The following is a 23,757-nucleotide window of genomic DNA, read 5'->3' on the forward strand; positions in this document are numbered from 1 at the left end:
GTGTGATTCGTTGTCTTTGGGTGAATCGTCGCACTGCCCACCGACAAGACACGTCAAAAGTTTTGGTCATTGTGCGAGCCAGCGTGCGGTGCCGCCGTGGACTGGTATGTCGTCGAGGTCGACGATGACATTGTCAGAGAAGACTGCGTACTCGGAGTCGCGGTGGGATGTGTTGCTGGTGTGCGTGATCGAGTATTCGAGGATGCGGAAGCCGGTGTACAAGGTGTTGTCGATCAGAGGATGGTTGTCGTAGGTGAGCACCCAGCGCGCCGGGCATGCAGCCAGTGCCATCGCCAGGGACACATGGTCTGCCAGCGTGAAGCTGTGGGAGTACAGGCCTGGACCGTCGACCAGATAGGGCGGGTCGAGGAAGCACAGCAACTCGTCCTCGATACCGGAGTCGGACAGGGCTGCTACATGTTCGACGGCGTCGCCCTCCCGGACGAGTATGCGGTCGGCGAGGCCCGCTATGCGTCGGATCCTGTCGGCGAGCTCAGGCGGGTTGAATCGGGATGCGACTGTCCACCGCCCGGACTGGTGTTTTCCGCCGATCGGGCCGACGTTGCTGGCTGGGATCCCCGACCGGGAGCAGCGGTTGAGCATGAAGGCTGCGAATCCAAGGTCGTGGTCGGCGATGGTTTCCCCACGCTCGGCGGCGGCAACAACATCGCGGCTCTGCTGCCACAGCCCTATGGTGGGTTCAGTCGTACTCACGCGCTGCGCAAGCGCTTCACCGTCCTCGCACACGGTGCGCCAGAATGCGGCGAGGGCGGGATTCTTCTCAACTAGCCACAGGCTTTCGATGATGCCGGCATCCAGCAGGGCGAGGCCGGCGCCAGCGCCACCCGCGAAAGGCTCGAAGAACACTTCGACAGGCAACCATCCGTGTTGCTCAGCAAACAGGCGGCTGAGGTAGGTGGCGAGCCGACCTTTCCCGCCCGGATATCTCAGCGGCGAGATCCATCGGGCGGCACGGGTAGGGGCAGCCATCACGCCTCCGCTCGGATAGTTCATGTCAAATGTCGCGGCGACGTGCCCGCCGGGTTGGAGCCTACGGGACGTCGCCAGTTGTCGGGTCAGGTTAGCGGCCCGGTTTCTACTCACATGCGTACTGGGCATCGAGTGCGGTTCGCCTGCTCCACGATCTGGTCTGCGGAAAAATACGCGGTGGTGAACCCGATCCGACTGCAAGCCTTCGCGACATCGCCAACGACCACGACGTCACCCACCGACAGTGACCTGTTACGTCCGGCGCGGTACTGCTGCGCCACAGCACGTTCAGCGCCGGTCATCATTTCAGGGTCGAGGTTGCAGACCATGAACGCCTGCTCACAGATGGAGTTGAGTGCCGCGTCGGTGACCTCGTCGTCGACGGTGACGGTGTAGCTGAGCACTTCGCGCAGATGGTCTCCTGTTTCGTAGCCATCGAACATGATGCATCGTTCGCGGACGCCGGAAGCTGTTGTGGTGTCGGTGATGTTCAGCAGGATTCGTACGGTGAGTTCGGCCACGATGTGCTCCTGGTGTTGTCGAAGTGGATGGTTCCATCCTGGCGATCCACGGTGTCGAGGTGCGGCAGTGCGCCCGGCGACGTTCGGTGGTTCCGGCCAGTGACCCCGTCAAAGTGTGTAGCGATTGCGGGACAGTCTCTTTCGCACGCTAAGAGGGTTACGATCCCAAAGACTCCCACCGTGCGCCGCCCGCCCAGCATCCCGGTGACGCGCTCACGCACACTTGGTCTCGTCGGTGGAAGCGATCAGGTACGCGCCGTTCTGCCCGCAGTCGCAGACGAACCACCGTTCATGGGTGGACGTGTGCTCGTTGGTGTGGCGGCCGGTGATGACGGCGAAGGTGCCGCGCGCATGGCGCAGGACGGCGCGATACGCGGTGCGATAGTCGACATCGGAGATGATGGTGTCAACCCAGTCGCAGCCCTTGGGATCGTCGTCTGCGGGTACGTATGTTGCCGTGTACATGTCCCTCACCTTGATCGCGGAGTTGGTGATAGTGACTGTGTCACTGGACATGTAGCAGGCGCGGCATTCTCCGAAGCGGTGAAGCCACTTCGCTAACTCACCCTCCGTGCCTGATGATCTGCGGGCGGACAGGCGTTGAGCGTCAGCTGCGCAGCTGGGCGTGGATTGCGGCGGCGGTATCGGCGGCTGGTGTCCACAGTCCCAAGGCGCCTCGATAGGGGAGGGGCGTGGGGAGTGGCCGAGGGTTTACGAGGACCAGGTGCAGATGGTCGGGCAATGCCCAGCTGCTCGGATGGTGGTGCGTGACGTCGACGAGCTCAACCACGCCAATGATGTGTCCGCGCAACAGTGCCGGTTCGGTGGGGGGATGGTCTCCCTGGTCGCGTACGAAGTCGAGCGCGGTCGGATCGAATGTCTTTCCGGCGTGGATGGCGACGAGTCCCCGATACTGTCCGGCTATGTTGCGGGTGCGGTTCTCCACGTTCTTGGTGCCGTGCACGATCGACCACGCATACGGTTGGTGAACGGTGAACGCGCGTAGTGGGCGCTGTTGACCGGCGGGGCTGGTCATGGGTTGCCCCGCAGGCAGAGAGCAGGATTCATTGTGGCGCGCCGAGGGTTTCGGTGACGAAGAGGCCGAGTTGGCCGACCGGAGCCTCGAGTGCGCATGCTTCGAGAACAAGTCGCTGCAACGACGCCGCCAACCGCATGGAGAAGTCGAGGTGCTCCTGGTATTGCTCGTCGGTGGGATGCCATCTGTCGCTGTAGAGGGGGTCACCAGGATTGTTGTCGACGCAGTGAGGATCTGGGCAGAAGCATGTATCAGACCAACGGATAGTCTCAGTCCCCAGCGCAGCCAACGCATCCCGCAAACGCCGCACAACGTCATCGTCGAGGCGCGCAGCGAACGCGGCGAGTTGTTTCTTCGTGACCACCACGGTCACGGCGCCAACAGTTCGATGCGACTCGATCCGCCCGTAACCGCAGCTGAACCCTCCCTCAAGCCAAGCCGGGTAGCGATCGTCACGCCGTGCGGTAGACGCGCTGTACATCGACGTCATCAACCGGTCGATACCACGACCAGGTGAGGTGAAACATTCGGCCATCTCCCATCCACCGACTCCGGCTAGCAGCCACCGTTGCTCAGTAGAGAGTGTCATCACAAGCACCTCGTCGTCATCGCCGCGTCGCGGCAGTGTCGCCTATTCATCATGAGGTCCACTGTCCCAAAGCTGTATTAGCCTGCGCGGCACACGGTTCACGCGCCTCAACGTCGTCGTCGATACCGGGACAGGCAGTAGATGAAGACGGCGCAGATCACCGCCGCGATCGCCAGTGTCGGCGCCCACTGAAACAGGCTGTCGACAGTGCGAGTCCCGGCTCGCCACGCCGCCCCGTGGATGAGGGTGTCCATGACTCCGGACTGGTGGGAGCGGGGATGACCGACGTGGGTGGTGCTGTGGTGGAACGCCATAACCAGAAGCTCCTCGATGTGGTGAGTTGGGGATGAGGTTATGGTGTCCGTTTCTTGCCACCGCAGCACACCGCTTGCAGTGCTGTGCGCTGTCGATGGATCGGCCGCCCGAGGGTGAATCGTTTGCCGCGCAGCAGAAAACGGTGATGCAACACTTCCATTCAAAGCCTGCAGCAGCAGGTATCAGTTTCGCCCAACTCAGGGATGGAGACAAAGACGATGATCGGGAACCTTCTGTGGTACGTCTGCATGGCCGGTGCGGTGCTCATGGTGCTGGGCGGCCTGGCCGCAATGTTTGCGGAGGACCGCACACAAGGGCTGGTGGCCGCGAGCGGCGGGCTCGTTGTTGCGGCGATGAGCGGCGGGGTCGCGACGTTAATGGGCGACGCCGCTGGCTCGCCGGCCACACCAACGGCGAAGCCGAAACCCACGCCGCCTGAACACACCCCGACCGACCCTGGGCACAACTCGATCGACTACGCCGCGCTCGCTTGGGCTGTGGCCGCATCCGTCGCGGCGCTCGTTGCTATCGGCTGCCTTGTTTTCGCAGTCATATCGTGGCGTCGGCGCCACAGCGAGCGCTTGCGTAAACGGGCCGCAATCGCCGTCCGTTGGCAGCAGGCCGCCGACATCCTCGACGGCGTGTCCGCCGAGTACCACCAGTTCCTTGCCCCCGGTGATTGGATCGCGCTCGAGGACCGACTGTTTCGGCGACCGCTACTTGATGATCCAAGTAGCCCGATGACAGCGAGCTTTCTCGAAGTGCTTAACGACGCGTCGGCCGCCATGTATGAGACCCGACCCGACGACGAAGACATGGCGTTGCGGGCTTACAAGTCCGCGAACGCTGCTCGAGAGGCCTTCACACGCGCATCTGCGCACGCAGCCCAAGTGGGGCTAGGCCGAATCCCGCACGCGAAGCGACGCACTGTCGAAAAGGCTCAACACCTTATCCGGCAGGCACTTGACGAAACCATCACCGATGGGCACCGCAACAACCTCATCGAGCGGGCCGTCGAACTGCTGCGTGGTGTGGGCCTCTCACAGATCCCGCCTGTCCAGCAGGCTGTCGACGATGTCGTGCAGTACCGGTTGGCGAAGCCTTCCGCTCGGCTGGCGTTGCACGCCTCACAACCTGCGTCTACTTGATCCTTAATACTCGCCAGATGGCGATGACAACGACACCGAACGCCGCAGAAATCGCGAGGCTGAGGGCAGCTGAGACACGCTCAGACGCCACCCGGCCGCTGCCGCTAATCATGTACACGCTGATGCCGATGTTCACGACGCAGATCGCGGCGGCGGCCAACATCATGAGAGAAGCAATACCAGTGTGAACTCTGAGCGTTGCCGCGCCACAGCCAGCACACCAATCATCGTCAACACGATGGCCACCCACAGCAGCATCAGCATGATCTGGTGCTCCCTTCTCGTCGCGGCTTCCGCGTCGTCATCTGTGCGAGTATGCACCTGCGCTGACATGTGGACCCGCGTGTGCCCCTAGTACTCGGTGTTGCGGCCACGGTTTCGGTCATGCGCCACCTCCGAGTGCAGCAGCCTTCACCATGTCGTCGTAGCGGACGATGCGAGTTCGTTGCGTGGCGAACTCCTGTAGCAGTGCTGTGACAGTCGGCTGGCCCGTCAATGTGGACGGTGCCCGCGTATCCCATCCGCCGAGCGCGAGGAGGTCGATCCCTAACGGATTGTCGGGAAACTCGCGGGCTTCGTTGATGTCGTTGCGGACAGCCTCAAGTTCCGAGGTGAGGCGATCGAGCAGGACGAGGCTGCGCTGCAGGTGCCGGTCGCGTTGGGCGCGCAGCAAGGCCTCGACTTCCGCCCAGGTGGGTAGCTGGTCTGCGGGGAACCGCACCGCTCCGTTGCGGCCTCGAATAGCGTTGGGGAACAGTCCGTCGGAGACCATTGTGCGTACGTCGTCGGTGCGTAGCCCGAGTGTCTTGGCTACTTCGCCAGCAGTGAGTGACTGCGGTGTGCTGCTTGCGCTGGTTTCAGCATCCATCGTGTTGTCGTCCGTGCCAGTCACTCCTCACTCACCGACCTCTGCGACGGTCCTGCCGGCATGGCTTTGCATTCGTCGCGGAAGAGTGCGATTGGCGCGAAGTGGGGGCGATGTCCACCGGCGAACTCCTTGAGGTGTGATGCCCTGTACATCAGGGGAAGTGGTGAGGTCTGCGTTCAGTGCTGGGCTCCGACCGTATGAGGGTAGGTGGCCCAACGTTGGTTACATCGAGGGGCCGCGTCGCGCGACCGTCCAGCCGCGGTCGAGGTTCCAGCGGTGGTGTTCGAAGATCGCACTGAGTTTGGGGTCGTCGGCGATGTGGTAGCGGTGTCGGCCTTCGCCTGGACTGTTCGGGTCGTAGCCGGTGATCTGCCAAGCTCCCACCACGAACGGGTATGACAAGTGCTGGTTTAGGCAGTTGTGCTCGCAGCAGCTGTCATTTATGCATTTCACGGCTATAAAACAACTCGATACGACGCCTCTTGTTTTCCGGTGATTCAGTCCTTGTTCTGGGTCATGGTCTGTACGACGGTGAGGGTCGCCAGGTAGTAGTGCCACACAGCGATGACCAGATCAAAATGCTCATCCGCCGGGATGGCGGACATGTAGGAGCGTGCGTCGACGTCGACCCCGTTGAGGCCGTCGGTCATGAGTACGGCAGCCACGTCGAGGTGCTGCGGAATGCGCGCCGGTTCGCCAATCACCCGGTACGGGCGCGAATCCTGGGTGACGAGGTCAATGTCCCCACGCTGCAGCACATTCGGATAGTGCTGGTCGAAGATGGTGCGGATGCTGGTAACGATGTGGTCGACCGTTTCGGGCAGCATGTCCGCGGCGTGCAGGCCCGCCCATGTACGTGCAGGAACGACGTCGGTCAGTGCCAGTGACGCCATCGAACTGGGCGCAGTCAACGTCATCTGCTCGAGGTATGTGGAGATCTCGTCGAACGCCTTCGTCACGTTGACGGTGACCTCGCTGTCGGCGGCGGAGGTGATCACCGTCTCCGGGTCGAACGGGTCAAGAAGCCGCCCCCAGCTGCGTGTGGTGCTCGACCTGTGCTGCTGACTGGCGACCGCACGCCCGGACAGGCGTTCGGCTGCCTCGATCGCGGCGCGGCGGCTGATGTGGCAGCCGTCGTCAAACCGTTCGGGTAGCTCGTAGATGCCGTCGTCGTACAGATAGACGTACCATCGGCGCGGGCCGTGGAGCTGCACCGCTGCGAGTGGTGTTCGGTCGGCAGCCCACACGATCTCCTTGCGGTCCCCGTCAATAAGATTCGCCGGGTCGAGCGGCGGAAGAATGTCCCGCACCATCCATCCGTTTGTCAGCCACTCGACGACGACGACGGCGCTGCCGTCTGCCAAGTACAGGCGTGCGTCACGGCCCGCAGTGTAGGCGTCCCGCCACCGCCGATGCTGGGACAGCACCCTCGGCGCGGGAGCCGGATCCGCGGGGTTGTGCAGCAGAACTCTCCACGGCTGGAACATCGATCGTGCGTGCGTTGCAACGGATCGTTTCGGTACGCGGTACAGGTCACCTTCATCCACAGCTTGAATCGTAGGAGCTGCCCTTCACCACATGTGTAGACCCCGCTGCACTCTTTCGGTGGGGGTCGGCCTAGTTGACGGTGACGGGAATGCCTGCCGTGCGTGCGCGGCGCACACAGTCCCATGTCCCCCGCGAACCCTGCTCAGGGAAAGCCAGGCACACATCTGCACCGCGATCGACCATCAGCTGGTTGCGGTGCGGTCCAGCAGCTTTCCCTAGCCGTTTCCAGTCGGCGGGATGCGCTTCCACACGCATGCCGAGTTCCGTGGCGACGTCAGCGGCGATCAAGTCGGCACCACCGTACGGGCAGTCGCCGTGAACGATGGTCACCTCACTGGCGGGTACGGCGCGGGTGGCGGCGGTGATGGCATCACGAATCGTCGCTCGGTCGGTCCAGTGACGGGAACCGGTGATCAGAACCCTCATGACGGTTGACTCTCAAGGTGGGTGTCGTAGTCGTCGAGCAGGCTTTCAACTATGCCGGCAGCCGCTGCGGCGTCGTCGGCTCGTTCTTCGGTAACTCCAGGCCGGGCGGGTGTCTGCGACCAGACGACGAACTCGCCGGCACTGGTGTCGTACTCGATTTCAATGTGGAAGGTTGCCATCATCAACTCCCTGCGGCACAGGCGGTATCGGGTGCGTCCAGATCCAGGACGCTTCGGTTTCGGGCCCGGAACGCGGCGCCGTGCTGCATGATCCACCGGTCAACATCCTCACGGGCCGAGGTGTTGCCGCGCACGAATCCGGAGCCGTTGCGCCAGGTTCCGTCCCGCAACAGGTACGCGCCGCCGAGTGTCGGGACATCAGGGACGGAAACGACGCAGGCGGTGTTGCAGACGTCTGCGACGGTGTAGGGCTCAGCGTGCGAGGGCGTCTGCTCCGTGAATTGCGCAACGCGCTCTGACGCGGTGAAGCCCAGGTGTGCGGCGGTGCGTACGCAGTCATCGCAGATCGGATCGCCGAGTGTGTCCGGCATCGGTTGCTGGCAGTCGCAGCAGATCATGGTTGCCTCCCATGCGTTTGGTCCTGCCGCTACTCAACCAACCCGATTTCGGGGTCGCGGCAATCTCCACGCAGGCGCTGCACTGCTACCTCGTCGTCTGCGGGTGCCCGTTATGTCGGCACCGAGTTTGTCGTGCGAGATGTTGGACAGCTTGTGTTGCACTCCATCCTGTAACCGGCACTGAGTGCATCGTGATTCATGCGGCGTGAGTGTCAGTCGAGATACTCGAGCATCCTCGGCGCCACGATCAGCCGATCAGGGGACTGGTGAAGATCGACAACGATCAACTCCTGGTCGCCGATCACGTCGAAGACGCGACCAGCAGCATTGACGTCGACGACGCGCACACGGTCACCACGAGCGAAAGTCATCGGCACCGCACATGCACGCGCGGCCATCCTGTCAGACCAGATCGACGTACGCGTCTCGCTGGTTCGGCCAGACAGCCTTGTCCGCCCCGGGGTGAAGAACTTTCCCGGTCTCTGCGTCAATGGTGATGACCCCAACCTCACCTGCTGCGCGACTGGCCTCGATCTGCTCGTCGGTGGCCTCGCTGATGTACTCGTTGGTGTTGTAGTCGATGAGTGCGCTCACGCCGATCTCCTTCATCCGGTAACCCTGCGGATAGGGCCTACATGCCAAACGTCGTGTTCATTGACCATCGGATGCGTCATCGCTCAACACCGTTCAGATAGCCCGCCGATGCCAGGGCTGTTTCACTCGTCGCGGTCGAGTAGTTCCAAGACTGTCGGATAGGTGAGGACATCGTCTGGATCGTCGGCGAGATGCCGGTGAAACTCGGCAAGAGATTCAGCGATCTCATCGCCGACCGTGGACAGCTGCTCTATCAGTTCGGCCACTTCCTCGTACGAGGCCTCACCTCCGTTGGCAGCAACGCGCTCCGCGTATCCACCGACGACATCGTCATCATCAAGCTCTGTGGCGACACGATCGACTACCGAAACCAACGTCTCAAATTCGCTGTGCAACAACACAACTTCGAGGGATCCACCAACAATCTGATCCACCGCTGCCTGTCCGATCGCGTCCAAGCACTGGGCTAGAACTGCTACCGCGTCGCTACGACCAGCGAGGACCTGCGCAACCTCGATAAACCAGCTCCGGGTAGCGAGCACCGCAGCCCCGGAAACTGCCACATACTCGTCAGAACCCAACAGCGACAGCCCAAGCTGGCCTGCCTCCTCGATCATGTGCACCCAGGCGGGCACTGCGCCCTGGCTGATAGACAGGCGCGCATCCCGCTCGGTGGTTCCGGTGGCGTTGGCGATCATGGCGATGGTGTGTTCGATGAAGCTGCCGGCACCGGCGCGGTCGATGGTGTACCCGCGTTCAGCGAATGCGGACAGCAAAAGGTCGGTGTACTTACTCAGCCATTGCTCGCGCTCGGTGTCGCCGGTCCCGGAATCCGAAGATGTCACCCGCCCAGTATCGCTGTTGACCCACGACTGTGGGCGTATTTCGTCGCGGACGCGATTCCGGAGTGCGTTGCTGTGCTGCACTACTCAGTAGACGGCGGCCCTGATTTGTTCGCGTGGAGTGTTGAACGTGGTGGCTGCCAGATCGTAGATGTCGTCCAACGTGACGGTCACGCGGTCTCCGTCGGCGTTGATGGCGACCGCAACACCGTTGACGTAACGCAGCTTCTCGTTGCCGATCGACTGAAACACAGCCACCTCGCCAGGTGTCAGGTGCGTCGCCACCAGGTCGATGACATCGACCTCCACATCTTCTGCGGCGTCGGCGTCGTCTGATTCGTCGTCACCCCATTCGTATGCAGTCCATCCGCCGTCTTCGTTCTCGCACAACACCGTAACGACACCATCGGGTCCGTCAACAACCCGGTAGTCGTCGGGCAGTGCGTCCTTGAATGCGGCTATGTCCTTGACGCGGAAGTAGTTTGAGCGGCAAAGCCCGCAGTAGTTCGCCATTGCGTGTTCCTCTCGTTGTGTAGTGGTACGTGACCAGTACAGGCCGGTGATCTGACGGCGCGCGGCACCCGATACTCATCGACACGACGCCGGGAAGGAACACCCATGCGTGGTGGGCGGCGAGGCCAGATCCGCAGCCCGGCAGTCATGCAGACGATGGCCGACGCAGTCGTCTGCCGCCGCTGTTGCGCGCACCCCGCCGAGGCTGGTGGGCTCGGCGGAGCATTCCGACCGACTGCAGTCGCCGGGGCGGACAGCCTCCCGGGGTGCGCGGCTGCCGGGGGTGCGCGGCTGCCGGGGGTGCGCGGCTGCCGGGCGGGCTGTCGTACCTGTGCCAGCGCCCGGCAGCTGTCGACGTCAGTTCCACTGCACCTGGCGGTCATGGTCCTGCGCCCACTGCGCGACCTCGGAAAGCTCGATGAGCCGGTCATCGAAATAGCCTGCCCTCCGGCCGCAGTCGAAGGCGCGTGCACGCTCGACCACTGCAGTGGGCGCAGGGCTGTTGGCGTCGACGAGGGTGACACCGCCGTCGCGGTCGGTGACGATTGTGGGTCGTCCGGGGTCGCCTCCGGCGAGTGCCTGCGCGAGCATGATGCGGCCGCGTAGGTCGGCGGCGTCTACCGAACCGCACGGCTCGGGGTCAAGGCCGAGTATCCGTAGCATCTCAGCGCCGTTGGCGCTGGAGAAGTTCGCCTCCGGAGACTGCGACGAGAACTCCACACTGATCGCAGGCCGGTAGGAGAAACGATCGTCATCGTCAAGGTCGCAACCCTCGTGCACCAGGAATGGCCGATTCGCGGCGTATCCGGGCAGCAGCGTGTAGGCGGCCTGCGCGTCGGCGTAGGTGTTGTAGCGGTCAGAGCGGCCACCGCACACGCACTCGATGCGGTATCCGACGATGTCGGAATCGTTCATCTCTGCAGCGAATGTGATCGACATGGTGTGCCTCCCTGTGGGGTGTAGGTGATGAGCTCACGGTACGAACAGGCCGAATGGTGCTGCGGCACTGCGTGTAGCCGAGAGTCAGCCCTTCATTGTCACTGACCCGCTGCGGGCACTCATGGTGCGGCACAGACGCGTCCAGGCACATCGTCCCCACGCCGGAGGGTGAAGGTGCGCTCGTGTCGGTTGGCCGGCGGCGCGGCGGTCACGGACAGTGCGCGCACCTTGCCGCTTCGTCTTCTGGGTGGGTGTGAATCGCTGATCGTAGGGTGAGGTCATGAAGTCTTTGGTCGAAGCGGCGTTGCGCCGGCAGTGGAAGCCGTCAGTTGATGAGGTGCGTGCGGTGGTCGACGGCGGACAGCTATCGCCACGAGTTCGTGCTGACATCGTGGTGCTCACCGACGCAGCGGGGGAGGGCAGGCGCGATCTGTGGTGACCGCGCCCGCCCTCCTGCTCGTGGCTACTCGTAGGGCGGGAACTCGCCTCCGAGTAATCCGCTCGCGACGGTGTCGTCTGTCAGGTCCCCCAACAGCTGAGAGAACTTGTCCGGGTGCAAGCCGCGGTCTAACGCTTTGCTGGTGAGTACCAGCAGATTGTCGGGCGTGCTGGTCTCCGACGCGGCCACTTCGAGGGCGCTTCTCGCCACCGAACCACGCCCGGCGCAGTAGTGCGCCACCACGGAAAGGGTGAGCACGTCCGCTCGGTCCTGCCCGGAGAGCATTGTTGCGCAGCGGGTGAACACCTCGGCAGCTTCGACCGCGTTGTAGATGACGGTTCGCAGGATTGCGTCTCGCCGGTCCTTGCGGTGCCGGATGACCGCAGCCACCTTCGCTGCTAGTTGCTCGTCGACGAGCCGGTGATCGTGCATGGCAGCGATGACGTCGCGTACAGCGGCGACGGCGTCGACGGTCGCCGAGTTGAGCCAGCCTGCCTGCCGGGTGTCGTCTCGGGCGAACTGGGCTTCCATGCTCGCGCGAGAGTCAAGAACCGCTTCGCCGGAGGCGGCTTTTTCGGCGGTGGCGATGCTGTCGCGGTAGTCGGCGGTGATCCCGACGCCGCCTGTGAGGTGATCCCACCACAGGCGGCCCGCCTCACCGAGCGTGGAGACCTGGACCAGCGACTGCACGACGATTGTGGTGTTGTCGCGGAAGTGGTCGGCGAAAACACTCAATACGGGGTGCTGGGTGGTGACGGCGCCATCGGAGACGACGACGACGTGTACGTGGGTCACTCCTTGGTGTTCCATCACAGCTGACACGTACGGCAGGTCGATGGTCACTCCCGCATCGTCCAGGTCGACGCGCGTTGCGAGGACGCCTACCCCTTCCGGGCCGCGCGCACCGAGCATGACGACAGACTCGGTCGGCACGAAGCCGAAGAACGCAGGGATCGAAGCCAGCAGGGTGGTGATGCTCGTGATGGTGTTGGGCACTGGAATCTCCTTGTCGGATAGCGGAATTGCTATGCACGAAACTAGGAATCCCCGAATGTGGGTGCGGCACTTGATAGGTAGGCCGATGAGGTGGCCGTGGACCATTCGGCGGACAGGAGGTGGGCGTGGCACAACGTACGCATGAGCGGACAGGCGCAGCACCTGGTGGAGCCACCGCCGACGAACAGGACTGTGCACGCCTCCACCACTTCGTCACGCAACGATGCTGCCGTTGACCGACGCCGGTCAACGCCAGCACGGCGTCATGCGGTCACAGCAGCGGTGACGGCATCGCGTGCTCGTGGTCGTCGAAGAACCAGCCCTGATCCGCCGACGACGCCGAAACACCCTGGTAGGTAGTTGGTTGTCCTGCCTTGTCCCAACAGTCGCGATGCCACACCGTCGCATCCTCACCCACCACTTGCTCGTAGCAGTCGAGGTTCCCGTAGCCGTCGTAGGCGCCGGTCACCACGTTTCCTCGAGGGTCGATGGCTACGCCGTGGTTCATCCACCTGTTGATCGGGTCGGTCGCTGCCGACGAGAGCAACGGATGCCCACACCCGTTGCAGTCCTGAGAGAAGAAGCCCATCACATGATCCTTTCGATTGGGGTTCCCTCAGCTTTCCGAACCGATGCGTCAGCGCGCGGCATTCGCTGCGCACGCAGTATGCGCGCAGATGTGCGCATATCCCCTGCAGCACAGACATACTCGAGTGCCTCAAACACGTACAGGACAGTCCAAGCCAGTGGCGGATCCGCCAGCGGTAGGGGGAGTCACCGCCGATCCGGTCGCACCAGCGGCTCCGTGTTTTCGGTGCCGCAACGACTGCGACGACAGATCTATCGTTGTCACCAGAACGTCGAGCACCCAACGTGTTTGACAGAGAGGCGGTTCCGATGACCGACACCCACACCATCGTCGACTACAACGGTCCCTGCGCAAATCGGTCGGGCGACTACGTTATCGCCGGCGACATCGTCGACGGAGAAGTCGCATTGCGCTGCACAGTGTGCGACGACTTGGTGTACGCCAGCATCATCCAGGTTTCCGCCAGGGCCTAGCCTGGCGACCAGTGCGACTCGTCTCAAGTCGGAGTCGACCATCGTCTTGCGCTGCATGCCCACAAACAGGGATGCGACGATCCTCACGGAAAGCCAAGTCCCCCTTTCTGAAAGGTCCACTGATGTCGATTCAGTGGACAGTCGACCATCGCGAGGCAACAGCAGGCTGTTGCGGCGGAGAACAGCGTCGCAGCTGCATAGCGGGGGCGTGTGCGTGTGCGGCGACCAGCCCTGCCACGCCCGCGTGAACGCATCTAGTCCCACTCGCTCAACAGTCGCGTCGTGTACGCATCGGTTTCCGCGTCCAGGAATGCGCCCGCACCCATGAGGGCACTGACGAAGCGCATCGCCTCGCTCGGAGTGAACCCGCCGCGCGGCGCAGTGATCGTCGCCTCGGGTGCGCTGACACCGGAATACCGTGACCGACTCCGATCCACCTGGATACCCGACTCCCACACCGTGACCCCGTCACGGTCGCCAGCAACCCCCGCGGTGCCGTCAACGGTCACCGCGGCAGGCAGCTCCGGCCCGTCGTCACAGGACTGAGCAAGCCACCGCAACGCCCCAACAACCTCAGCGGCGAGGGCGATCGCATCACGCGAATCGAACAGACGCGACGCCAGCACGTCGACACGTTGCGTGCTCGCAAGGGCACGCACATCGCCGACCTCCGCGAAACCGTCGGCGACGCGCACACGGTCGTCGGCGACGATCGTGGTCGGTGTAGAAGTGGTGGCGTTCATGCGGGTCTCCTGTCGTCGGGGTGGTACAGAAAGACTCGCATCACCCCCAAATGACTGCGGCACAACAGTGTTCGCGTCACCGCGACCTGGCCGCGCTGGCGGTTGATCTGCGCAGTTGGCGGCGTTGCGACAAGCTGCGTCGACCACACGCCGGCGGACAGCGCCCCGGTAGCGCACCACTGTTGGCGCGGTGGGCTGGGCCCGATGATCGGCATCGAGCCCAGCCGGGCACTCGCTCAGTCGAGTCGGCGCAGTAGTTCGTCGCGCCTCGCCTCCAGTTGGGCAATCTGCTCCTCGACGTCACGTAGGTTGTATGCCGTTTCGGCATGGATCTCCGCCGCACGACATGCACGACATGTCCTGTCATGGAGTTGTTCGTGCGGCCGCGCTCGGTTGCACGCCGTGCACACATGCTTGTTGTGGGCGGCGGCTTGTGCGCGGGCAGCCTCGGCGAGTTGTTCGTCTGCGTCGTCGTCGACGATCAGGCCGCGCTCCTCCGCGTCGGCGACCATCTGGTAGTACAACTCTTCGGGGTCGATAGTTGCGGTCACGTCCGGGTCTCCTGTCCTGCCGGAGTTGTACCGGCTGAACCAACGGTAGGAGTCGAGCTACATCGACTGCGGCACAGATGATGTCGCCAACGGACGGGTAGCTGCTGCGGCTGTGGTGGTGGCGGCGATCAGCACGCAGACAACAGCACGGGGCAGCTCGGCTGACGCTAGATCGGCGGGCCGGTGTCGGCGCAGTTCTCACATGCGAAGGGAAGGCAGGTTCAACCGCGATGCTCGTTGCGTTCGTCGCTGGGCAGCGTTCGGCCGGTGTGCTCGGCGCATGGTTCCGATTCGACGGGCTGCCCGCAGGTGCCGCACACCAGCCCTCCCGGCGGGAACCCCTCATCCCACACTTCGTTCGCCAACGCCATGTCGAGGTCGCGGGCGTACTCGGCCTGCGGGCCGCCCAGGGCCGCAAGCTCATCTCGGTATCGGCGGACAGCGGCCACGACCGCGGTCAATCGCAGCAGCGGATCACCGAGCATCGCGCCTTGCAGGACAGCCGCGTGCGCACGCAAGGCGAGCTGGTCCTGCTGACGGCGGATCACGTCTTGAAGTTCAGCGACCCTCGTCAGCAGGGCTGGCGCATCGTGTCGGGCCAGGTGATGCAGTGCTTCCGCGTGTGGCAGTTCGTCGCAGTCGCATTCGTTCTCCTCGATGCGCTCGAGTCGATCTCGAACGTCCTGTACTGCGGTGTCGACCGGTCGGGTGTCGTTACAAGTCATGTGGCGTCCTCTGCTGGTGGCGGTGGCGTATTTGTCAAAGTGACTGCAGCGCAGAGACTGTTGACCTTCCTCGATGACACCACACACGTTTAACCATGCTCGGCCACCCAAGGTAGGCGCTTACGAACCGGTCCGGTCCCCAGTAGACGATGGATGGATCTGCTGCGCCCGCGTGTAGGAGCGGAGGCAGACGCTGCAGCAACAGCGCCCGCCCCCTTCGGGCACCTGTCTAGGAAGGGGCCCGCGTGGCTCATCGTAGTGCTGAGAGCGTGTGCATCCGCTCATCGCGGAGGGCGACGTGCCGGTGTGTCTGCTGGCGCGGCCCGCACACGGGCATTCCTCCACCAGGTTCGGTCACTTGAGCCGGTCAATGGTGTCTGTCGCTGGACGATCGTGCGCACTCCATCACCTCCGAACGCGTAGCAGCGTGTTATGCGGAGCGTGAGGTGAAGGCCGTGGGGAGGCCGGGGTCGGATCCGGCCCCCCACGGAGCGGCATTAGCCGCAACCACAATCGCCAGTCTTGAGTCAGGAGAAATCTGGCATGTCTATTTCAGCGCGCTCGCGGCGCGATGGCAACCACATTCACGATGTGTCGCAGGAGAAGTTCTGATGGCGCGGGCGACAGGAGGTCCCCGAGCAACGCGTCAACCTCATCAAATCGCGCACCGTCGCCTTGGATGGATGCTTCCGCTGGGAACCGGTGAGGCCCGAGTCAGTAGGTCGCCGTCGTGATCGTCTCCCACGCCACACCGAACCGCTCAGCGGCCGCCTGGTAGATGTCGTCGAGGCTGATTTGCACTCGATCGCCAGTGTTGTTGACGGCGACGGCGTAGCCCGCCAGGTAGCGCATCTTCTCCTGTCCGACTGACTGCGCGACCGCCACTTCGCCGTCGACGAGGTGTTCGGCGATGAGATCGACAACATCCACTTCTGTGTCTTCCTCGCCTGCCTCATCGGCCCACACATACTCCACCCAGCCGCCACTTTCATTGCGTGCCAACACAGCAACCTTGCCGTCAGACCCCGAGACGACCTCAAAGTCTGCGGGCAGAGCCTCAGTGAAAGCCTGCACGTCCTTCACCCGGAAATAGTTTGTTCGGCCGTGACCGTAGTAGTTCGCCATGTCAGTTAGTTCACCTTTCGTGTGATGCGCCGTGATGCGCAACATCGAGGCAATCGGGTCGACCACACAAGGTGCGGCACTGGAAATACACAGCGCGAGTGTAGGGTTCGACCCGTTCGAGATGGTGATCACTAAGCCGAGTGATGGCGGACAGGGTTCCGCCGACGATCGCCGACGTGCCGGCACGGACCTACGAGCTTTCGCGATCTGCCGACGTCCTGCGCTGCCGCCTGCATCTGGTAGTACAACGCTTCGGCATCAAACTGCGCAGTCGTGGCTTCTCCTCCGTTCATCGACCATCGTGGCCGGACCCCTCACCATCCAGGCCCCCCGTAAACCATCTGCGGCACGCGGATAGACCTGACCATCGACATCGTTACCTTCTTGTTTTCTCTACACAGTTGGGCGATACTCAGGACAGCGTCTCCTACGCTTCGCCCGCCACTGCATGGCACCCATGCTGTTCGCAGAGGCACGACTCGGGTGGAAGGTTCTGTGTCTAACCAGGAATGTGAAACATCGATGTCGTGTACCCGCGGCGTCTCGCATGGGGTGGCGCCGAGTGAAGGACACAGACATGTCTCCACAGAATGCGAACCATAAGCGTCGAGTACGGGCATACGCCGCCGACCATGCGCTCACCTACCAGCAGGCACTGCATGCTATGGACGCGCCCCCGCAGACGGGGCACGACGGGGACGGGTACGACATCGGTCGCTGCGTGACAGTGACCGGGCCCAGGTTCGACAGGACCTACGTTCCGGACGTTCCCATGATCTGGAACCCGTTCAGCTCCAACACATCACCATGCATTCTCATGGACCACTTCGCCCACAGTAGCTGGTCGGCGATCGCGCACGTGTTGGCCACTCACCCAGATCAACCAGCGAAACGATTCCTCGCCGTGACAGGCCCCATCTGCGACGGGTACCCACTGCTTGAGCAGGACGAAACCCGCTGGCTGGCAGAGCAAGAGTTCACGGAGTTCCATTTGGGAAACGAGGAGATTGGGTACAGCCAGCTTCGCGATGCGACTGACGCGATCAACGCGTTTGCGGCGTCTGCCGACACTGTCGGCGTTGTCCTGCTGTCACTGTCACATCCATACCCGCAAGTCACAAACGAGTCCAATCAAGAAGAGTTCGAAAAGTACTGGAAGGGAACAGCATCCGAGAAGCTGTGGAAGCCGCGTCCCACGACTGACGGGCCGTACTGGTGTAGGGCAGGCGAAGTTGTCCCGCTCTCACCCGATGAGCAATCCGCCTACGCTGACTACCTGGCCGCCATTGAACGGCTGCTGCGGCAATCTCGCTCTCACCGAAACGCGGTCTTTGTCTGCTCGGATGACAACAACGACGTGATCGCAGATGTCGTAGACATCTTCGGCGTCGATCCGTTCGGGCTACGGATATCGACACAGCTACGCCTCGAGTACAGCAATCCGCCGCTTCTCGACGGCAGCCGAGGATATGAGGATGACCTGGCAAAGATCATGCCGATGCCCACCCGCGCCCTCAGCGCAAGTCACGCGTTCGGATATTGGTCGGCCGCTAACCCGAAGCAGCACAGAACAGTTCTCGCGCACCTTCCCGGCTGGGATGAGGCGCAGATGCTTCTACTGAAAGACCCGCCAGAGGTTCCCGCCTACTGGAATCGCACGTATGAATCCATGTGCGAGTTTGTCGGTATGTAGCAACCCGACATCGAGGCGCGTGCCGCACCACCCGAGCGAGCGGGCTGCGTCCAAGCGCACGCACATCGTGAGTTAACGTCCGCGATCGCCTGTACGCGACACTATTCCCGCGGCAAGACCACTCGCAGCGGCTGCGGCCCCACATGTGGTGAGGTCCCCGCCCGATCGAGGCGGCGATGCAGATCGTGCTCGAGACCCGACTCGAGTTCGTGAACGCATGTGTCGAGTTGAGACCACACATTCACCGTGATGTTGCGGCTGCTCGTGGACTGCGCCACCCGGCGCATGGGAATGAATGCGCCCGCTTCATCCCGGGTGATCGCGGTGGGATGGCGGACAGGGTTCCGCCGATCGTGGAAGGCGGCAGTGTGAGGACCTACGATGCGGCTGCGATCTGTCGACACAATGAGCGATATTGGGCGGTCTCAGCTGGTGTCCAGATTCGGGCGTCAGGGAAGTGGCGGCGGATGTCGTCCCAACTGCAGCCGATGGTGCGAGCGACGTCCTGAATAGATGCACCCTCGGCGAGGAGTCGAACGGCGAACTGTTTGTCGGCGTCGGTGAGACGCCGGACGCGTTTGACCATGCCGAGGGCGTGTAGGTCGCGCCAGATGGTGCGGTCGGTGACGTGGAGTGCGGAGGCCATGGTGTTGACGGTCATCCCGCCGCGCCGCATGGCGGCGACTCTCTCGCGCCGGCGGGCGACTCTCTCGGTGGTCATGACGCCACCTCGAAGAGGTCGAGTTGCGTTGCCAGTTCAGCCTTTACAGGTGTCGCGGCGAGTGCTGTGCGGGTGATGTCCCTCAGCTTGGCGACGGGATGGACCGAAGCCTGTCGGTGCCAGGTGACGACAAAGATCGCGCGGTAGCGGATGTGGGCGGGTAGCGACTCAGCCCACTTCACCAGCCTTCCGTGGGTGATGCGGACGTGTCGGTGCGGGTTGTCGAATCGGTAGCGCGAGGGCCTGCCCGCAAGGTCTGGGCGTGCGTCCGGCCCAAACCGACTTTCGATGTGCCGGTGCCGCCATTCGCCGGTGAGGGCACCGCGGTCTGCCCGGCTGTGGCGAAATCCTGACGAGGGTTCGGTCCACGACGTCGGGGTGCCACCCCCGCCCGCGCTGCACCACGACTCGATCGTGTAGTCAGGCTCGGCGATGAGATAGCCGACGGCGACGGACATTTCGCGTAGCAGCATAATCTCGTCAGCAGTCAGTGTGAGTGTCGCGCGCATCTCCCGTTGTCGTGCCGCCCGCACCGTGTGCAGCGGCGGTAGGCGAGCCTGGTCCAGGCTGGTGTGTAGGCGCGGCCCCAGTGATGGATGTGGTGGCGGCACAACCAGGCGCGGATCATGAGGGGTCCTCGTGATGGTCGAGGGCCAGCCACTCGGTGAGCTGGTCGCGCAGCCGCTCGACACCGGAGCGGGTGAGGATCGCGGTCGAGCCGTCAGCGATCATCGGCCGTCCCCATTCGGGATGCCACGATGCGATGTCCAGACGCAGGAACGGAGCCACAGGAGTGTCGTCGGTCTGGTCGCGTCGCGACTCAGGCAGGTGTGGTCGCCACACGAACCCGGGAAGGTGTGAGACGCCTATCAATGCGGGTCGTGTCTCATCCGTCGGGTAGGTCGCGGAGTTGCTGTAGCTCAACGCTTCTCGCGTGTACTCCCCGTCCCCATCCTCTCCCACTTCCTGCCAGGATGCCCAGATGCTCACCCCTCACCCCCGGCGTCGAGGATGCGGGAAGCACCGTCGGGGAAGTCGAGTCGGATCATCACCTGATCCATCGCCGCATCCCACCCGGAGATCGAGGTCAGCTTCCCGTATCCGTACTTCGCGGGGCAGCCCTTCACGTCCTCGGCAAGCTCCCGCACCTGCCGGAGTGCCTCGGCCTGCCGCTCCTCCGTGACGCGGAGGTCTTTGATGGTCTCTTGATCTCGGTCAACCTGACGCATGAAGCTCTTGACGACATTCTCAAGACCGGTCACCTGCTTCTTGAGATTCTCTATCTCCATGGATTTGAGGTCGCGCTCGTGAGCGCGTTCCGCCAGCAACCATTCCGCGACGGCCTGCTGCTGCTCGATCACGGCCAGGAGGGCGCTCACATGCTGGTAGCCCTGACGTCCTTGCGAGTGCTTCCGCCACTCCCGTGCTTTGCGGATGGTGATGTCGTGGTCGGTCATGGTCAGTCTCCGATCGAGACAAATCGGTGGTAGCCGCACGCGTCGCAGTTGTAGGCATCGCCCCACGCTTCGGACCGCCAGATGATGTGTGCGTGGCATTCAAGGCAGTGCCCGGACTGGCAGTCGGCGTCCCCGCATGGCGGCACCGACTCGGTGTCGGTCATGGTGTACTCCTGTCGAGGATTGCGGTGAGCTGGTCTCCAAAGGATCGCGTCACGAGGTCCGGAATTGGCTCTCCACTGAGAGAGCCGAAACACAGTGCTGCCTGCCAGTCACGGGCCTTCTCCCGCACTTCGGTGAGGATGGCGAGCGCGGCGTCACGGCCCCGGATATGCCCCTGCTCGGCGTCGATCAGCGCCGCGCGGTCGTACTGCGCCTGATCGCGTTGCGCTACTACCGCATCCGCCTCTGCCAGTACCCGGCGTGCGAGGTCGACGGGGATGGTGACTTCTCCCGCGTCGATGTCCCACAGCCCGAGACCTTCCACCCGCTGCTGTAGTTCGTCGCGGGCGGTCATCGGGTGGCCTCCGGGATGTGCAGGACGCGGGCGGGGAGGGCGATGTTGTCGGATGACGGGTGCCATGCGAAGCCGGCCTCTAGCCAGTTCGGGCTGTGACGCTCGTAGACCGCACCCTCGTCGGAGCGCACCACCGATCCAACCGGCAGGTCCTCCAACTCCTCCACGGTCGTGATCTCGCGGGGTGTTAGCCGCTTCACCTCGGCGACGAGATCGTCTATGAGATCGGCGGTCTCGCTGCTGCCCTCCACTCGATGCGCGGCGGCGAATCGTCCCGCTAGGGTGAGTAGGTCGTCGGTGTCGGTCATGGTGCGCTCCGTTCGAGGGGTGTTCAGCCAATGAAAACAGGCACGTTTCGATGTGCGCGGCATCCGGATGGGCCAACTCCCACGCGGGACTACGAGGACCACGGTGAGACACATTTCGGTCACCACGAGGTCGGGTCTCGATCGCTCCTCGGAGGTCCCTTGGTGGCCGCACTCGTTGTCAGCGCCGGTCGGAGCCGCCGACATCATCGGACTGTCTGTAGCGCGTGTCCGCTGTCGGTGACCCGCGCCCGTGATTTCTACTTGCACCGGTATTTGCACCAGCAGAGTTCGAGGATGGCCTGGTCAACGACTCGCGTGCTGGTGCAAGTAGATGCACAACTGGTTCAACTTCCCTGCATCTCAACACTTGTACTTCACGTTGTACTTGTTCACGACTTGAGCTACCGCACGTCGCTTCGCCGCGCTCGCCCTCTCTGCAGACATCGTCACCCCATAGATTTTTCGGACTTTCCGACATTACGGACGACAATATCGCGGGCGGGGGCTGGCAACAGTCCATCCGACAGATGAGAAATAGTGCCTTGACCGCGACATCGTCAACGGCCGCATCTCAATCGCAGCCGCGATCGTTGATGTAATTGTTGTCCCTTGAGATAGTGGCAAGAAGCTCCTTATGGCGTGTACCGGACAGTCAGACCGCTCCCGTTTCTGCGGTAGTGTCCGAACGGGAGAGTTCCGTCTCGCGAGAGCGCGACGCAGTTCGGCAACACGAGCTCAGGCCTCGATCTTCTCGGAGACCCCTTGGGTCCGCGCGCGTTCTCAGCGAGGGTCGGAGCCGCCGACAACGGTCGCCGGCCGTCAGGCGTGTCCGCTATCGGCGACCCTTGCCCTGTGATTTCGACTCGCACCGGTATTTGCACCAGAAGTTTCGAAAATGACCAGGCCAACGACACGCAAGCTGGTGCAAATAGATGCACAACTGGTTCAACTTCCCTGCATCTCAAAACGGATCAGGCTGCGATACAACACAGCGATTCCGGACAGCGCCGAGCAGTGGCCTCGCCTGGCCCAGCGCCGTCATGTCATCGCGGATTTGCATTGAGGATTGCCGACACTCGTTGCTTAGTCTTGCCGATCCATTGCGCGAGTAACGGCTGACTTCGCCCTTCTTTCAGTAGTTCTCGCAGTAGCAGCACTCGTTGACGTGACGCACTGTGTTGGGCCCTCTCGTGGTACTCGACGAGGTAGTTCGCCAGAGCGAGCGCCTGTCTCTCATCCTGCAACTGTCGGCGTTCATCATTCGTTGGCTTGCCGATGAGAAGGACCTCGTCGGGCTTAGATGCGGCGACGAACCAGGAGCCGTCGATGGCGGCCTGAACGTCAGCACGAGTCAGGCCTGAGTCACGCAGTGTGGCAGCTAAGTCCGGAGCGACGGACATGTGCATTGTGACCGGATACCAGTACGCAACTTCCTCTGCGTGCCAGCCACTGTCTGCCCACAGGACGTAATACTGGCCGAGGGAAGCGAGCGGTTCATCCTTTGTCAGCTCCGCCTCCGACTCTGTCAGCGGACGAAGATTGTCGAGGGCGTTGCCACCGCGCAGCAGCGCTGGAGAAAGATTCATGACGCTAGTCAACACCTAGTGACTAGAAGCGTCAATAGGTATTGACGCCTGTCCACGCGGCTCATCACAGTGCTGAGCGAGTGTGCGTCCGCCGATCCCTGATGGTGACGTGGCGGTGCCTGTCGCTGGATGGCGAGTTGTGATGTTAGTGGTGAGTCCCGGAACCGATCGGATAGTCGGCAGCGTCTCTGCCGGAATCGGCGACGATCGCGACATGGATCCCGACTTGGTCTGCGAGCGTGACGAGCGCGTCGAGGCTGAACTTTGAGATGCGGCCGTTCATGAGTTCAGAGACTCGGGGTTGGGTGATGCCAAGGTTGGCGGCGGCAACGGTCTGTGACCAGCCGAATGCGCCGATGCGTTCGCGCACTGCGCGCATCAAAGCTGCACGGACGCGCATGTTTTCAGCTTCGGCGGGGGTGTCCATAATGTCATCCCAAACGCTCATTGGTTCTCCTTGTTTGTGCGGTGCCGGGCAATGTCACGGGCCTGTGAGTAGCGCTTTTTTCCGATTGCTAGGTCGTGTTGAGTGGTGGTCTGCGTCTTCTTTGTGAAGACATGCAGCACGTAGACGTAGTTGTCGAACTTGGTGGCGTAGAACGTTCGGTACGCGCCGTCGGCGGTTCGGACGCGAATTTCTCGGCAGCCAGCACCGACTCCCGGCATCGCACGCCAGTCGTCTGGGTCGTTGCCGAACTGAATCTGTTCAAGCTGATATCCGATGTCCTGTCTAGCTGCCGCCGGGAGGTCTCGAAGATCCTCCAGCGACGATCCAACCCACTCGATAGGCGCTTCGGGTTGCTGCTTGTTTGACACACCTACAAGGTATATCGACACCAGTATAGCCTGCGGTAGTCCCCCGATCTGGACAGTTCCAGAACGACGAAGTTAGTCTCGATCGCTACTCGTGGACCCTTGGTAGCCGCAT

Annotated in this window: 39 protein-coding genes; 4 read left to right on the top strand and 35 right to left on the bottom strand. The window is 62.8% G+C overall.

The features are described from left to right. Positions 1–66: 66 nt before the first annotated feature. The 6 genes from GOOTI_RS21075 to GOOTI_RS21100 form a co-directional block, all read right to left on the bottom strand. A complete protein-coding gene (locus tag GOOTI_RS21075) occupies positions 67–990 on the bottom strand; it encodes a DNA adenine methylase (RefSeq protein ID WP_039994533.1) in 924 nt (307 codons plus the stop codon). Between the two features lie 110 nt (positions 991–1,100). Further along, positions 1,101–1,511, bottom strand: a complete 411-nt coding sequence (locus GOOTI_RS21080) for a hypothetical protein (protein WP_007240640.1) — start codon at positions 1,509–1,511, stop codon at positions 1,101–1,103. Between the two features lie 213 nt (positions 1,512–1,724). Continuing rightward, on the bottom strand, positions 1,725–1,976 hold the full coding sequence (locus GOOTI_RS21085) for a hypothetical protein (RefSeq protein ID WP_138985346.1): 252 nt from the start codon (positions 1,974–1,976) through the stop codon (positions 1,725–1,727). 142 nt (positions 1,977–2,118) lie between these two features. Next, complete coding sequence (locus GOOTI_RS21090; RefSeq protein ID WP_007240642.1) at positions 2,119–2,547, bottom strand: ASCH domain-containing protein; 429 nt, start codon at positions 2,545–2,547, stop codon at positions 2,119–2,121. Between the two features lie 28 nt (positions 2,548–2,575). Continuing rightward, entirely contained in the window at positions 2,576–3,136 is a 561-nt protein-coding gene (locus GOOTI_RS21095) for a hypothetical protein (RefSeq protein ID WP_007240643.1), read from the bottom strand. Positions 3,137–3,243: 107 nt separating this feature from the next. Next, the gene (locus GOOTI_RS21100) at positions 3,244–3,450 is read right to left on the bottom strand and encodes a hypothetical protein (protein ID WP_007240644.1); all 207 of its coding nucleotides are present in this window, start codon (positions 3,448–3,450) and stop codon (positions 3,244–3,246) included. A gap of 249 nt (positions 3,451–3,699) precedes the next feature. On the opposite strand from GOOTI_RS21100, the gene GOOTI_RS21105 reads away from it, so the two are divergent. Then, positions 3,700–4,599 carry a hypothetical protein gene (locus GOOTI_RS21105; protein ID WP_138985347.1) on the top strand — a complete coding sequence of 300 codons (900 nt, stop codon included), beginning with the start codon at positions 3,700–3,702 and terminating at the stop codon, positions 4,597–4,599. On the opposite strand, the gene GOOTI_RS26290 is transcribed toward GOOTI_RS21105, so the two are convergent. From GOOTI_RS26290 to GOOTI_RS21160, 13 genes are all read right to left on the bottom strand, one after another. Beyond that, positions 4,592–4,765, bottom strand: a complete 174-nt coding sequence (locus GOOTI_RS26290; protein ID WP_007240646.1) for a hypothetical protein — start codon at positions 4,763–4,765, stop codon at positions 4,592–4,594. The genes GOOTI_RS21105 and GOOTI_RS26290 overlap by 8 nt on opposite strands. Next, positions 4,762–4,932 (bottom strand): hypothetical protein, encoded by a 171-nt coding sequence (locus GOOTI_RS26545; protein ID WP_217997297.1) that lies wholly within the window; start codon positions 4,930–4,932, stop codon positions 4,762–4,764. The genes GOOTI_RS26290 and GOOTI_RS26545 overlap by 4 nt, the downstream gene beginning before the upstream one ends. 49 nt (positions 4,933–4,981) lie before the next feature. Then, entirely contained in the window at positions 4,982–5,467 is a 486-nt protein-coding gene (locus GOOTI_RS21110; protein ID WP_138985348.1) for a helix-turn-helix transcriptional regulator, read from the bottom strand. 222 nt (positions 5,468–5,689) lie between these two features. Further along, positions 5,690–5,851, bottom strand: a complete 162-nt coding sequence (locus GOOTI_RS26295; protein WP_169315847.1) for a hypothetical protein — start codon at positions 5,849–5,851, stop codon at positions 5,690–5,692. Between the two features lie 113 nt (positions 5,852–5,964). After that, complete coding sequence (locus tag GOOTI_RS21120) at positions 5,965–7,014, bottom strand: hypothetical protein (RefSeq protein WP_039994518.1); 1,050 nt, start codon at positions 7,012–7,014, stop codon at positions 5,965–5,967. A gap of 70 nt (positions 7,015–7,084) precedes the next feature. Next, on the bottom strand, positions 7,085–7,441 hold the full coding sequence (locus tag GOOTI_RS21125) for a DUF2493 domain-containing protein (RefSeq protein ID WP_007240650.1): 357 nt from the start codon (positions 7,439–7,441) through the stop codon (positions 7,085–7,087). Next, positions 7,438–7,620: a hypothetical protein gene (locus tag GOOTI_RS21130; RefSeq protein ID WP_007240651.1), complete on the bottom strand. Its 183-nt coding sequence runs from the start codon at positions 7,618–7,620 to the stop codon at positions 7,438–7,440. Before GOOTI_RS21130 ends, GOOTI_RS21125 begins: the two co-directional genes overlap by 4 nt. A gap of 2 nt (positions 7,621–7,622) precedes the next feature. Beyond that, positions 7,623–7,991, bottom strand: coding sequence for a hypothetical protein (locus GOOTI_RS21135; RefSeq protein WP_138985349.1), 369 nt, complete (start codon positions 7,989–7,991; stop codon positions 7,623–7,625). 239 nt (positions 7,992–8,230) lie between these two features. Beyond that, positions 8,231–8,389, bottom strand: coding sequence for a hypothetical protein (locus tag GOOTI_RS26300; protein ID WP_169315848.1), 159 nt, complete (start codon positions 8,387–8,389; stop codon positions 8,231–8,233). A 31-nt stretch (positions 8,390–8,420) separates the two neighbouring features. Next, entirely contained in the window at positions 8,421–8,612 is a 192-nt protein-coding gene (locus tag GOOTI_RS21145) for a hypothetical protein (protein ID WP_007240653.1), read from the bottom strand. Positions 8,613–8,734: 122 nt separating this feature from the next. Further along, entirely contained in the window at positions 8,735–9,457 is a 723-nt protein-coding gene (locus GOOTI_RS21150) for a hypothetical protein (protein WP_039994521.1), read from the bottom strand. Between the two features lie 84 nt (positions 9,458–9,541). Continuing rightward, positions 9,542–9,967 carry a hypothetical protein gene (locus GOOTI_RS21155; RefSeq protein WP_007240655.1) on the bottom strand — a complete coding sequence of 142 codons (426 nt, stop codon included), beginning with the start codon at positions 9,965–9,967 and terminating at the stop codon, positions 9,542–9,544. Positions 9,968–10,324: 357 nt separating this feature from the next. After that, positions 10,325–10,906, bottom strand: a complete 582-nt coding sequence (locus GOOTI_RS21160) for a hypothetical protein (protein WP_007240656.1) — start codon at positions 10,904–10,906, stop codon at positions 10,325–10,327. 280 nt (positions 10,907–11,186) lie between these two features. Here GOOTI_RS21160 and GOOTI_RS26305 point away from each other — a divergent pair, with 280 nt between their 5' ends. After that, positions 11,187–11,345, top strand: a complete 159-nt coding sequence (locus tag GOOTI_RS26305) for a hypothetical protein (RefSeq protein WP_169315849.1) — start codon at positions 11,187–11,189, stop codon at positions 11,343–11,345. Between the two features lie 24 nt (positions 11,346–11,369). Here GOOTI_RS26305 and GOOTI_RS21165 read toward each other — a convergent pair whose 3' ends face one another. Beyond that, positions 11,370–12,341 carry a DUF4192 domain-containing protein gene (locus GOOTI_RS21165; protein ID WP_007240657.1) on the bottom strand — a complete coding sequence of 324 codons (972 nt, stop codon included), beginning with the start codon at positions 12,339–12,341 and terminating at the stop codon, positions 11,370–11,372. A gap of 271 nt (positions 12,342–12,612) precedes the next feature. Further along, on the bottom strand, positions 12,613–12,930 hold the full coding sequence (locus tag GOOTI_RS21170) for a hypothetical protein (RefSeq protein WP_007240658.1): 318 nt from the start codon (positions 12,928–12,930) through the stop codon (positions 12,613–12,615). 308 nt (positions 12,931–13,238) lie between these two features. Between GOOTI_RS21170 and GOOTI_RS26310 the strand changes: the two genes are divergently transcribed. Continuing rightward, positions 13,239–13,403, top strand: coding sequence for a hypothetical protein (locus tag GOOTI_RS26310; RefSeq protein ID WP_007240659.1), 165 nt, complete (start codon positions 13,239–13,241; stop codon positions 13,401–13,403). Between the two features lie 254 nt (positions 13,404–13,657). Here the strand turns inward: GOOTI_RS26310 and GOOTI_RS21175 are convergent, their stop codons facing one another. From GOOTI_RS21175 to GOOTI_RS21190, 4 genes are all read right to left on the bottom strand, one after another. After that, a complete protein-coding gene (locus tag GOOTI_RS21175) occupies positions 13,658–14,146 on the bottom strand; it encodes a hypothetical protein (protein ID WP_007240660.1) in 489 nt (162 codons plus the stop codon). A gap of 236 nt (positions 14,147–14,382) precedes the next feature. Beyond that, positions 14,383–14,697 (bottom strand): hypothetical protein, encoded by a 315-nt coding sequence (locus GOOTI_RS21180; RefSeq protein ID WP_007240661.1) that lies wholly within the window; start codon positions 14,695–14,697, stop codon positions 14,383–14,385. 221 nt (positions 14,698–14,918) lie between these two features. Then, a complete protein-coding gene (locus tag GOOTI_RS25875) occupies positions 14,919–15,422 on the bottom strand; it encodes a hypothetical protein (RefSeq protein ID WP_138985350.1) in 504 nt (167 codons plus the stop codon). 714 nt (positions 15,423–16,136) lie between these two features. Beyond that, complete coding sequence (locus GOOTI_RS21190; RefSeq protein ID WP_039994524.1) at positions 16,137–16,679, bottom strand: hypothetical protein; 543 nt, start codon at positions 16,677–16,679, stop codon at positions 16,137–16,139. Between the two features lie 445 nt (positions 16,680–17,124). Here GOOTI_RS21190 and GOOTI_RS21195 point away from each other — a divergent pair, with 445 nt between their 5' ends. Next, positions 17,125–18,240: a hypothetical protein gene (locus GOOTI_RS21195; RefSeq protein ID WP_007240665.1), complete on the top strand. Its 1,116-nt coding sequence runs from the start codon at positions 17,125–17,127 to the stop codon at positions 18,238–18,240. 376 nt (positions 18,241–18,616) lie between these two features. On the opposite strand, the gene GOOTI_RS21205 is transcribed toward GOOTI_RS21195, so the two are convergent. The 10 genes from GOOTI_RS21205 to GOOTI_RS21245 all read right to left on the bottom strand — a co-directional run bounded on the left by GOOTI_RS21205 (position 18,617) and on the right by GOOTI_RS21245 (position 23,645). After that, positions 18,617–18,961, bottom strand: a complete 345-nt coding sequence (locus GOOTI_RS21205; protein WP_039994527.1) for a helix-turn-helix domain-containing protein — start codon at positions 18,959–18,961, stop codon at positions 18,617–18,619. Next, positions 18,958–19,419, bottom strand: coding sequence for a hypothetical protein (locus tag GOOTI_RS21210; protein ID WP_138985351.1), 462 nt, complete (start codon positions 19,417–19,419; stop codon positions 18,958–18,960). Before GOOTI_RS21210 ends, GOOTI_RS21205 begins: the two co-directional genes overlap by 4 nt. A 166-nt stretch (positions 19,420–19,585) precedes the next feature. Beyond that, positions 19,586–19,951 carry a hypothetical protein gene (locus GOOTI_RS21215; RefSeq protein WP_039994529.1) on the bottom strand — a complete coding sequence of 122 codons (366 nt, stop codon included), beginning with the start codon at positions 19,949–19,951 and terminating at the stop codon, positions 19,586–19,588. After that, a complete protein-coding gene (locus GOOTI_RS21220; RefSeq protein ID WP_039994530.1) occupies positions 19,948–20,418 on the bottom strand; it encodes a hypothetical protein in 471 nt (156 codons plus the stop codon). Before GOOTI_RS21220 ends, GOOTI_RS21215 begins: the two co-directional genes overlap by 4 nt. Before the next feature lie 2 nt (positions 20,419–20,420). After that, positions 20,421–20,582, bottom strand: coding sequence for a hypothetical protein (locus GOOTI_RS26315; RefSeq protein ID WP_169315850.1), 162 nt, complete (start codon positions 20,580–20,582; stop codon positions 20,421–20,423). Further along, positions 20,579–20,935, bottom strand: coding sequence for a hypothetical protein (locus tag GOOTI_RS21225; RefSeq protein ID WP_039994531.1), 357 nt, complete (start codon positions 20,933–20,935; stop codon positions 20,579–20,581). Before GOOTI_RS21225 ends, GOOTI_RS26315 begins: the two co-directional genes overlap by 4 nt. Then, a complete protein-coding gene (locus GOOTI_RS25880) occupies positions 20,932–21,243 on the bottom strand; it encodes a hypothetical protein (protein ID WP_138985352.1) in 312 nt (103 codons plus the stop codon). Before GOOTI_RS25880 ends, GOOTI_RS21225 begins: the two co-directional genes overlap by 4 nt. A 1,043-nt stretch (positions 21,244–22,286) precedes the next feature. After that, a complete protein-coding gene (locus GOOTI_RS21235) occupies positions 22,287–22,829 on the bottom strand; it encodes a hypothetical protein (RefSeq protein WP_007240666.1) in 543 nt (180 codons plus the stop codon). A 145-nt stretch (positions 22,830–22,974) separates the two neighbouring features. Further along, positions 22,975–23,277 (bottom strand): helix-turn-helix domain-containing protein, encoded by a 303-nt coding sequence (locus GOOTI_RS21240; protein WP_007240667.1) that lies wholly within the window; start codon positions 23,275–23,277, stop codon positions 22,975–22,977. Further along, positions 23,274–23,645, bottom strand: coding sequence for a type II toxin-antitoxin system RelE/ParE family toxin (locus GOOTI_RS21245; protein ID WP_007240668.1), 372 nt, complete (start codon positions 23,643–23,645; stop codon positions 23,274–23,276). The genes GOOTI_RS21240 and GOOTI_RS21245 overlap by 4 nt, the downstream gene beginning before the upstream one ends. Positions 23,646–23,757: the final 112 nt, after the last annotated feature.

The organism is Gordonia otitidis NBRC 100426, assembly GCF_000248075.1.
Classification (GTDB): Bacteria; Actinomycetota; Actinomycetes; order Mycobacteriales; family Mycobacteriaceae; genus Gordonia; species Gordonia otitidis.

What these genes read in the sequence shown, in the direction of transcription:
- GOOTI_RS21090 (WP_007240642.1), bottom strand. Translation starts at nt 2,547, where the DNA reads ATGACCAGCCCCGCCGGTCAACAGCGCCCACTACGCGCGTTCACCGTT.
- GOOTI_RS25880 (WP_138985352.1), bottom strand. Translation starts at nt 21,243, where the DNA reads ATGACCGACACCGACGACCTACTCACCCTAGCGGGACGATTCGCCGCC.
- GOOTI_RS21100 (WP_007240644.1), bottom strand. Translation starts at nt 3,450, where the DNA reads ATGGCGTTCCACCACAGCACCACCCACGTCGGTCATCCCCGCTCCCAC.
- GOOTI_RS21135 (WP_138985349.1), bottom strand. Translation starts at nt 7,991, where the DNA reads ATGCCGGACACACTCGGCGATCCGATCTGCGATGACTGCGTACGCACC.
- GOOTI_RS21160 (WP_007240656.1), bottom strand. Translation starts at nt 10,906, where the DNA reads ATGTCGATCACATTCGCTGCAGAGATGAACGATTCCGACATCGTCGGA.
- GOOTI_RS21220 (WP_039994530.1), bottom strand. Translation starts at nt 20,418, where the DNA reads ATGACCGACCACGACATCACCATCCGCAAAGCACGGGAGTGGCGGAAG.
- GOOTI_RS26310 (WP_007240659.1), top strand. Translation starts at nt 13,239, where the DNA reads ATGACCGACACCCACACCATCGTCGACTACAACGGTCCCTGCGCAAAT.
- GOOTI_RS21105 (WP_138985347.1), top strand. Translation starts at nt 3,700, where the DNA reads ATGGCCGGTGCGGTGCTCATGGTGCTGGGCGGCCTGGCCGCAATGTTT.
- GOOTI_RS21125 (WP_007240650.1), bottom strand. Translation starts at nt 7,441, where the DNA reads ATGAGGGTTCTGATCACCGGTTCCCGTCACTGGACCGACCGAGCGACG.
- GOOTI_RS21155 (WP_007240655.1), bottom strand. Translation starts at nt 9,967, where the DNA reads ATGGCGAACTACTGCGGGCTTTGCCGCTCAAACTACTTCCGCGTCAAG.
- GOOTI_RS21235 (WP_007240666.1), bottom strand. Translation starts at nt 22,829, where the DNA reads ATGAATCTTTCTCCAGCGCTGCTGCGCGGTGGCAACGCCCTCGACAAT.
- GOOTI_RS21085 (WP_138985346.1), bottom strand. Translation starts at nt 1,976, where the DNA reads ATGTACACGGCAACATACGTACCCGCAGACGACGATCCCAAGGGCTGC.
- GOOTI_RS21205 (WP_039994527.1), bottom strand. Translation starts at nt 18,961, where the DNA reads ATGACCACCGAGAGAGTCGCCCGCCGGCGCGAGAGAGTCGCCGCCATG.
- GOOTI_RS21170 (WP_007240658.1), bottom strand. Translation starts at nt 12,930, where the DNA reads ATGGGCTTCTTCTCTCAGGACTGCAACGGGTGTGGGCATCCGTTGCTC.
- GOOTI_RS21195 (WP_007240665.1), top strand. Translation starts at nt 17,125, where the DNA reads ATGTCTCCACAGAATGCGAACCATAAGCGTCGAGTACGGGCATACGCC.
- GOOTI_RS21095 (WP_007240643.1), bottom strand. Translation starts at nt 3,136, where the DNA reads ATGACACTCTCTACTGAGCAACGGTGGCTGCTAGCCGGAGTCGGTGGA.
- GOOTI_RS25875 (WP_138985350.1), bottom strand. Translation starts at nt 15,422, where the DNA reads ATGACTTGTAACGACACCCGACCGGTCGACACCGCAGTACAGGACGTT.
- GOOTI_RS21210 (WP_138985351.1), bottom strand. Translation starts at nt 19,419, where the DNA reads ATGTCCGTCGCCGTCGGCTATCTCATCGCCGAGCCTGACTACACGATC.
- GOOTI_RS21225 (WP_039994531.1), bottom strand. Translation starts at nt 20,935, where the DNA reads ATGACCGCCCGCGACGAACTACAGCAGCGGGTGGAAGGTCTCGGGCTG.
- GOOTI_RS21110 (WP_138985348.1), bottom strand. Translation starts at nt 5,467, where the DNA reads ATGGATGCTGAAACCAGCGCAAGCAGCACACCGCAGTCACTCACTGCT.
- GOOTI_RS21240 (WP_007240667.1), bottom strand. Translation starts at nt 23,277, where the DNA reads ATGAGCGTTTGGGATGACATTATGGACACCCCCGCCGAAGCTGAAAAC.
- GOOTI_RS26545 (WP_217997297.1), bottom strand. Translation starts at nt 4,932, where the DNA reads ATGTCAGCGCAGGTGCATACTCGCACAGATGACGACGCGGAAGCCGCG.
- GOOTI_RS26300 (WP_169315848.1), bottom strand. Translation starts at nt 8,389, where the DNA reads ATGACTTTCGCTCGTGGTGACCGTGTGCGCGTCGTCGACGTCAATGCT.
- GOOTI_RS26315 (WP_169315850.1), bottom strand. Translation starts at nt 20,582, where the DNA reads ATGACCGACACCGAGTCGGTGCCGCCATGCGGGGACGCCGACTGCCAG.
- GOOTI_RS26290 (WP_007240646.1), bottom strand. Translation starts at nt 4,765, where the DNA reads ATGATGTTGGCCGCCGCCGCGATCTGCGTCGTGAACATCGGCATCAGC.
- GOOTI_RS21075 (WP_039994533.1), bottom strand. Translation starts at nt 990, where the DNA reads ATGGCTGCCCCTACCCGTGCCGCCCGATGGATCTCGCCGCTGAGATAT.
- GOOTI_RS26305 (WP_169315849.1), top strand. Translation starts at nt 11,187, where the DNA reads ATGAAGTCTTTGGTCGAAGCGGCGTTGCGCCGGCAGTGGAAGCCGTCA.
- GOOTI_RS21175 (WP_007240660.1), bottom strand. Translation starts at nt 14,146, where the DNA reads ATGAACGCCACCACTTCTACACCGACCACGATCGTCGCCGACGACCGT.
- GOOTI_RS21130 (WP_007240651.1), bottom strand. Translation starts at nt 7,620, where the DNA reads ATGGCAACCTTCCACATTGAAATCGAGTACGACACCAGTGCCGGCGAG.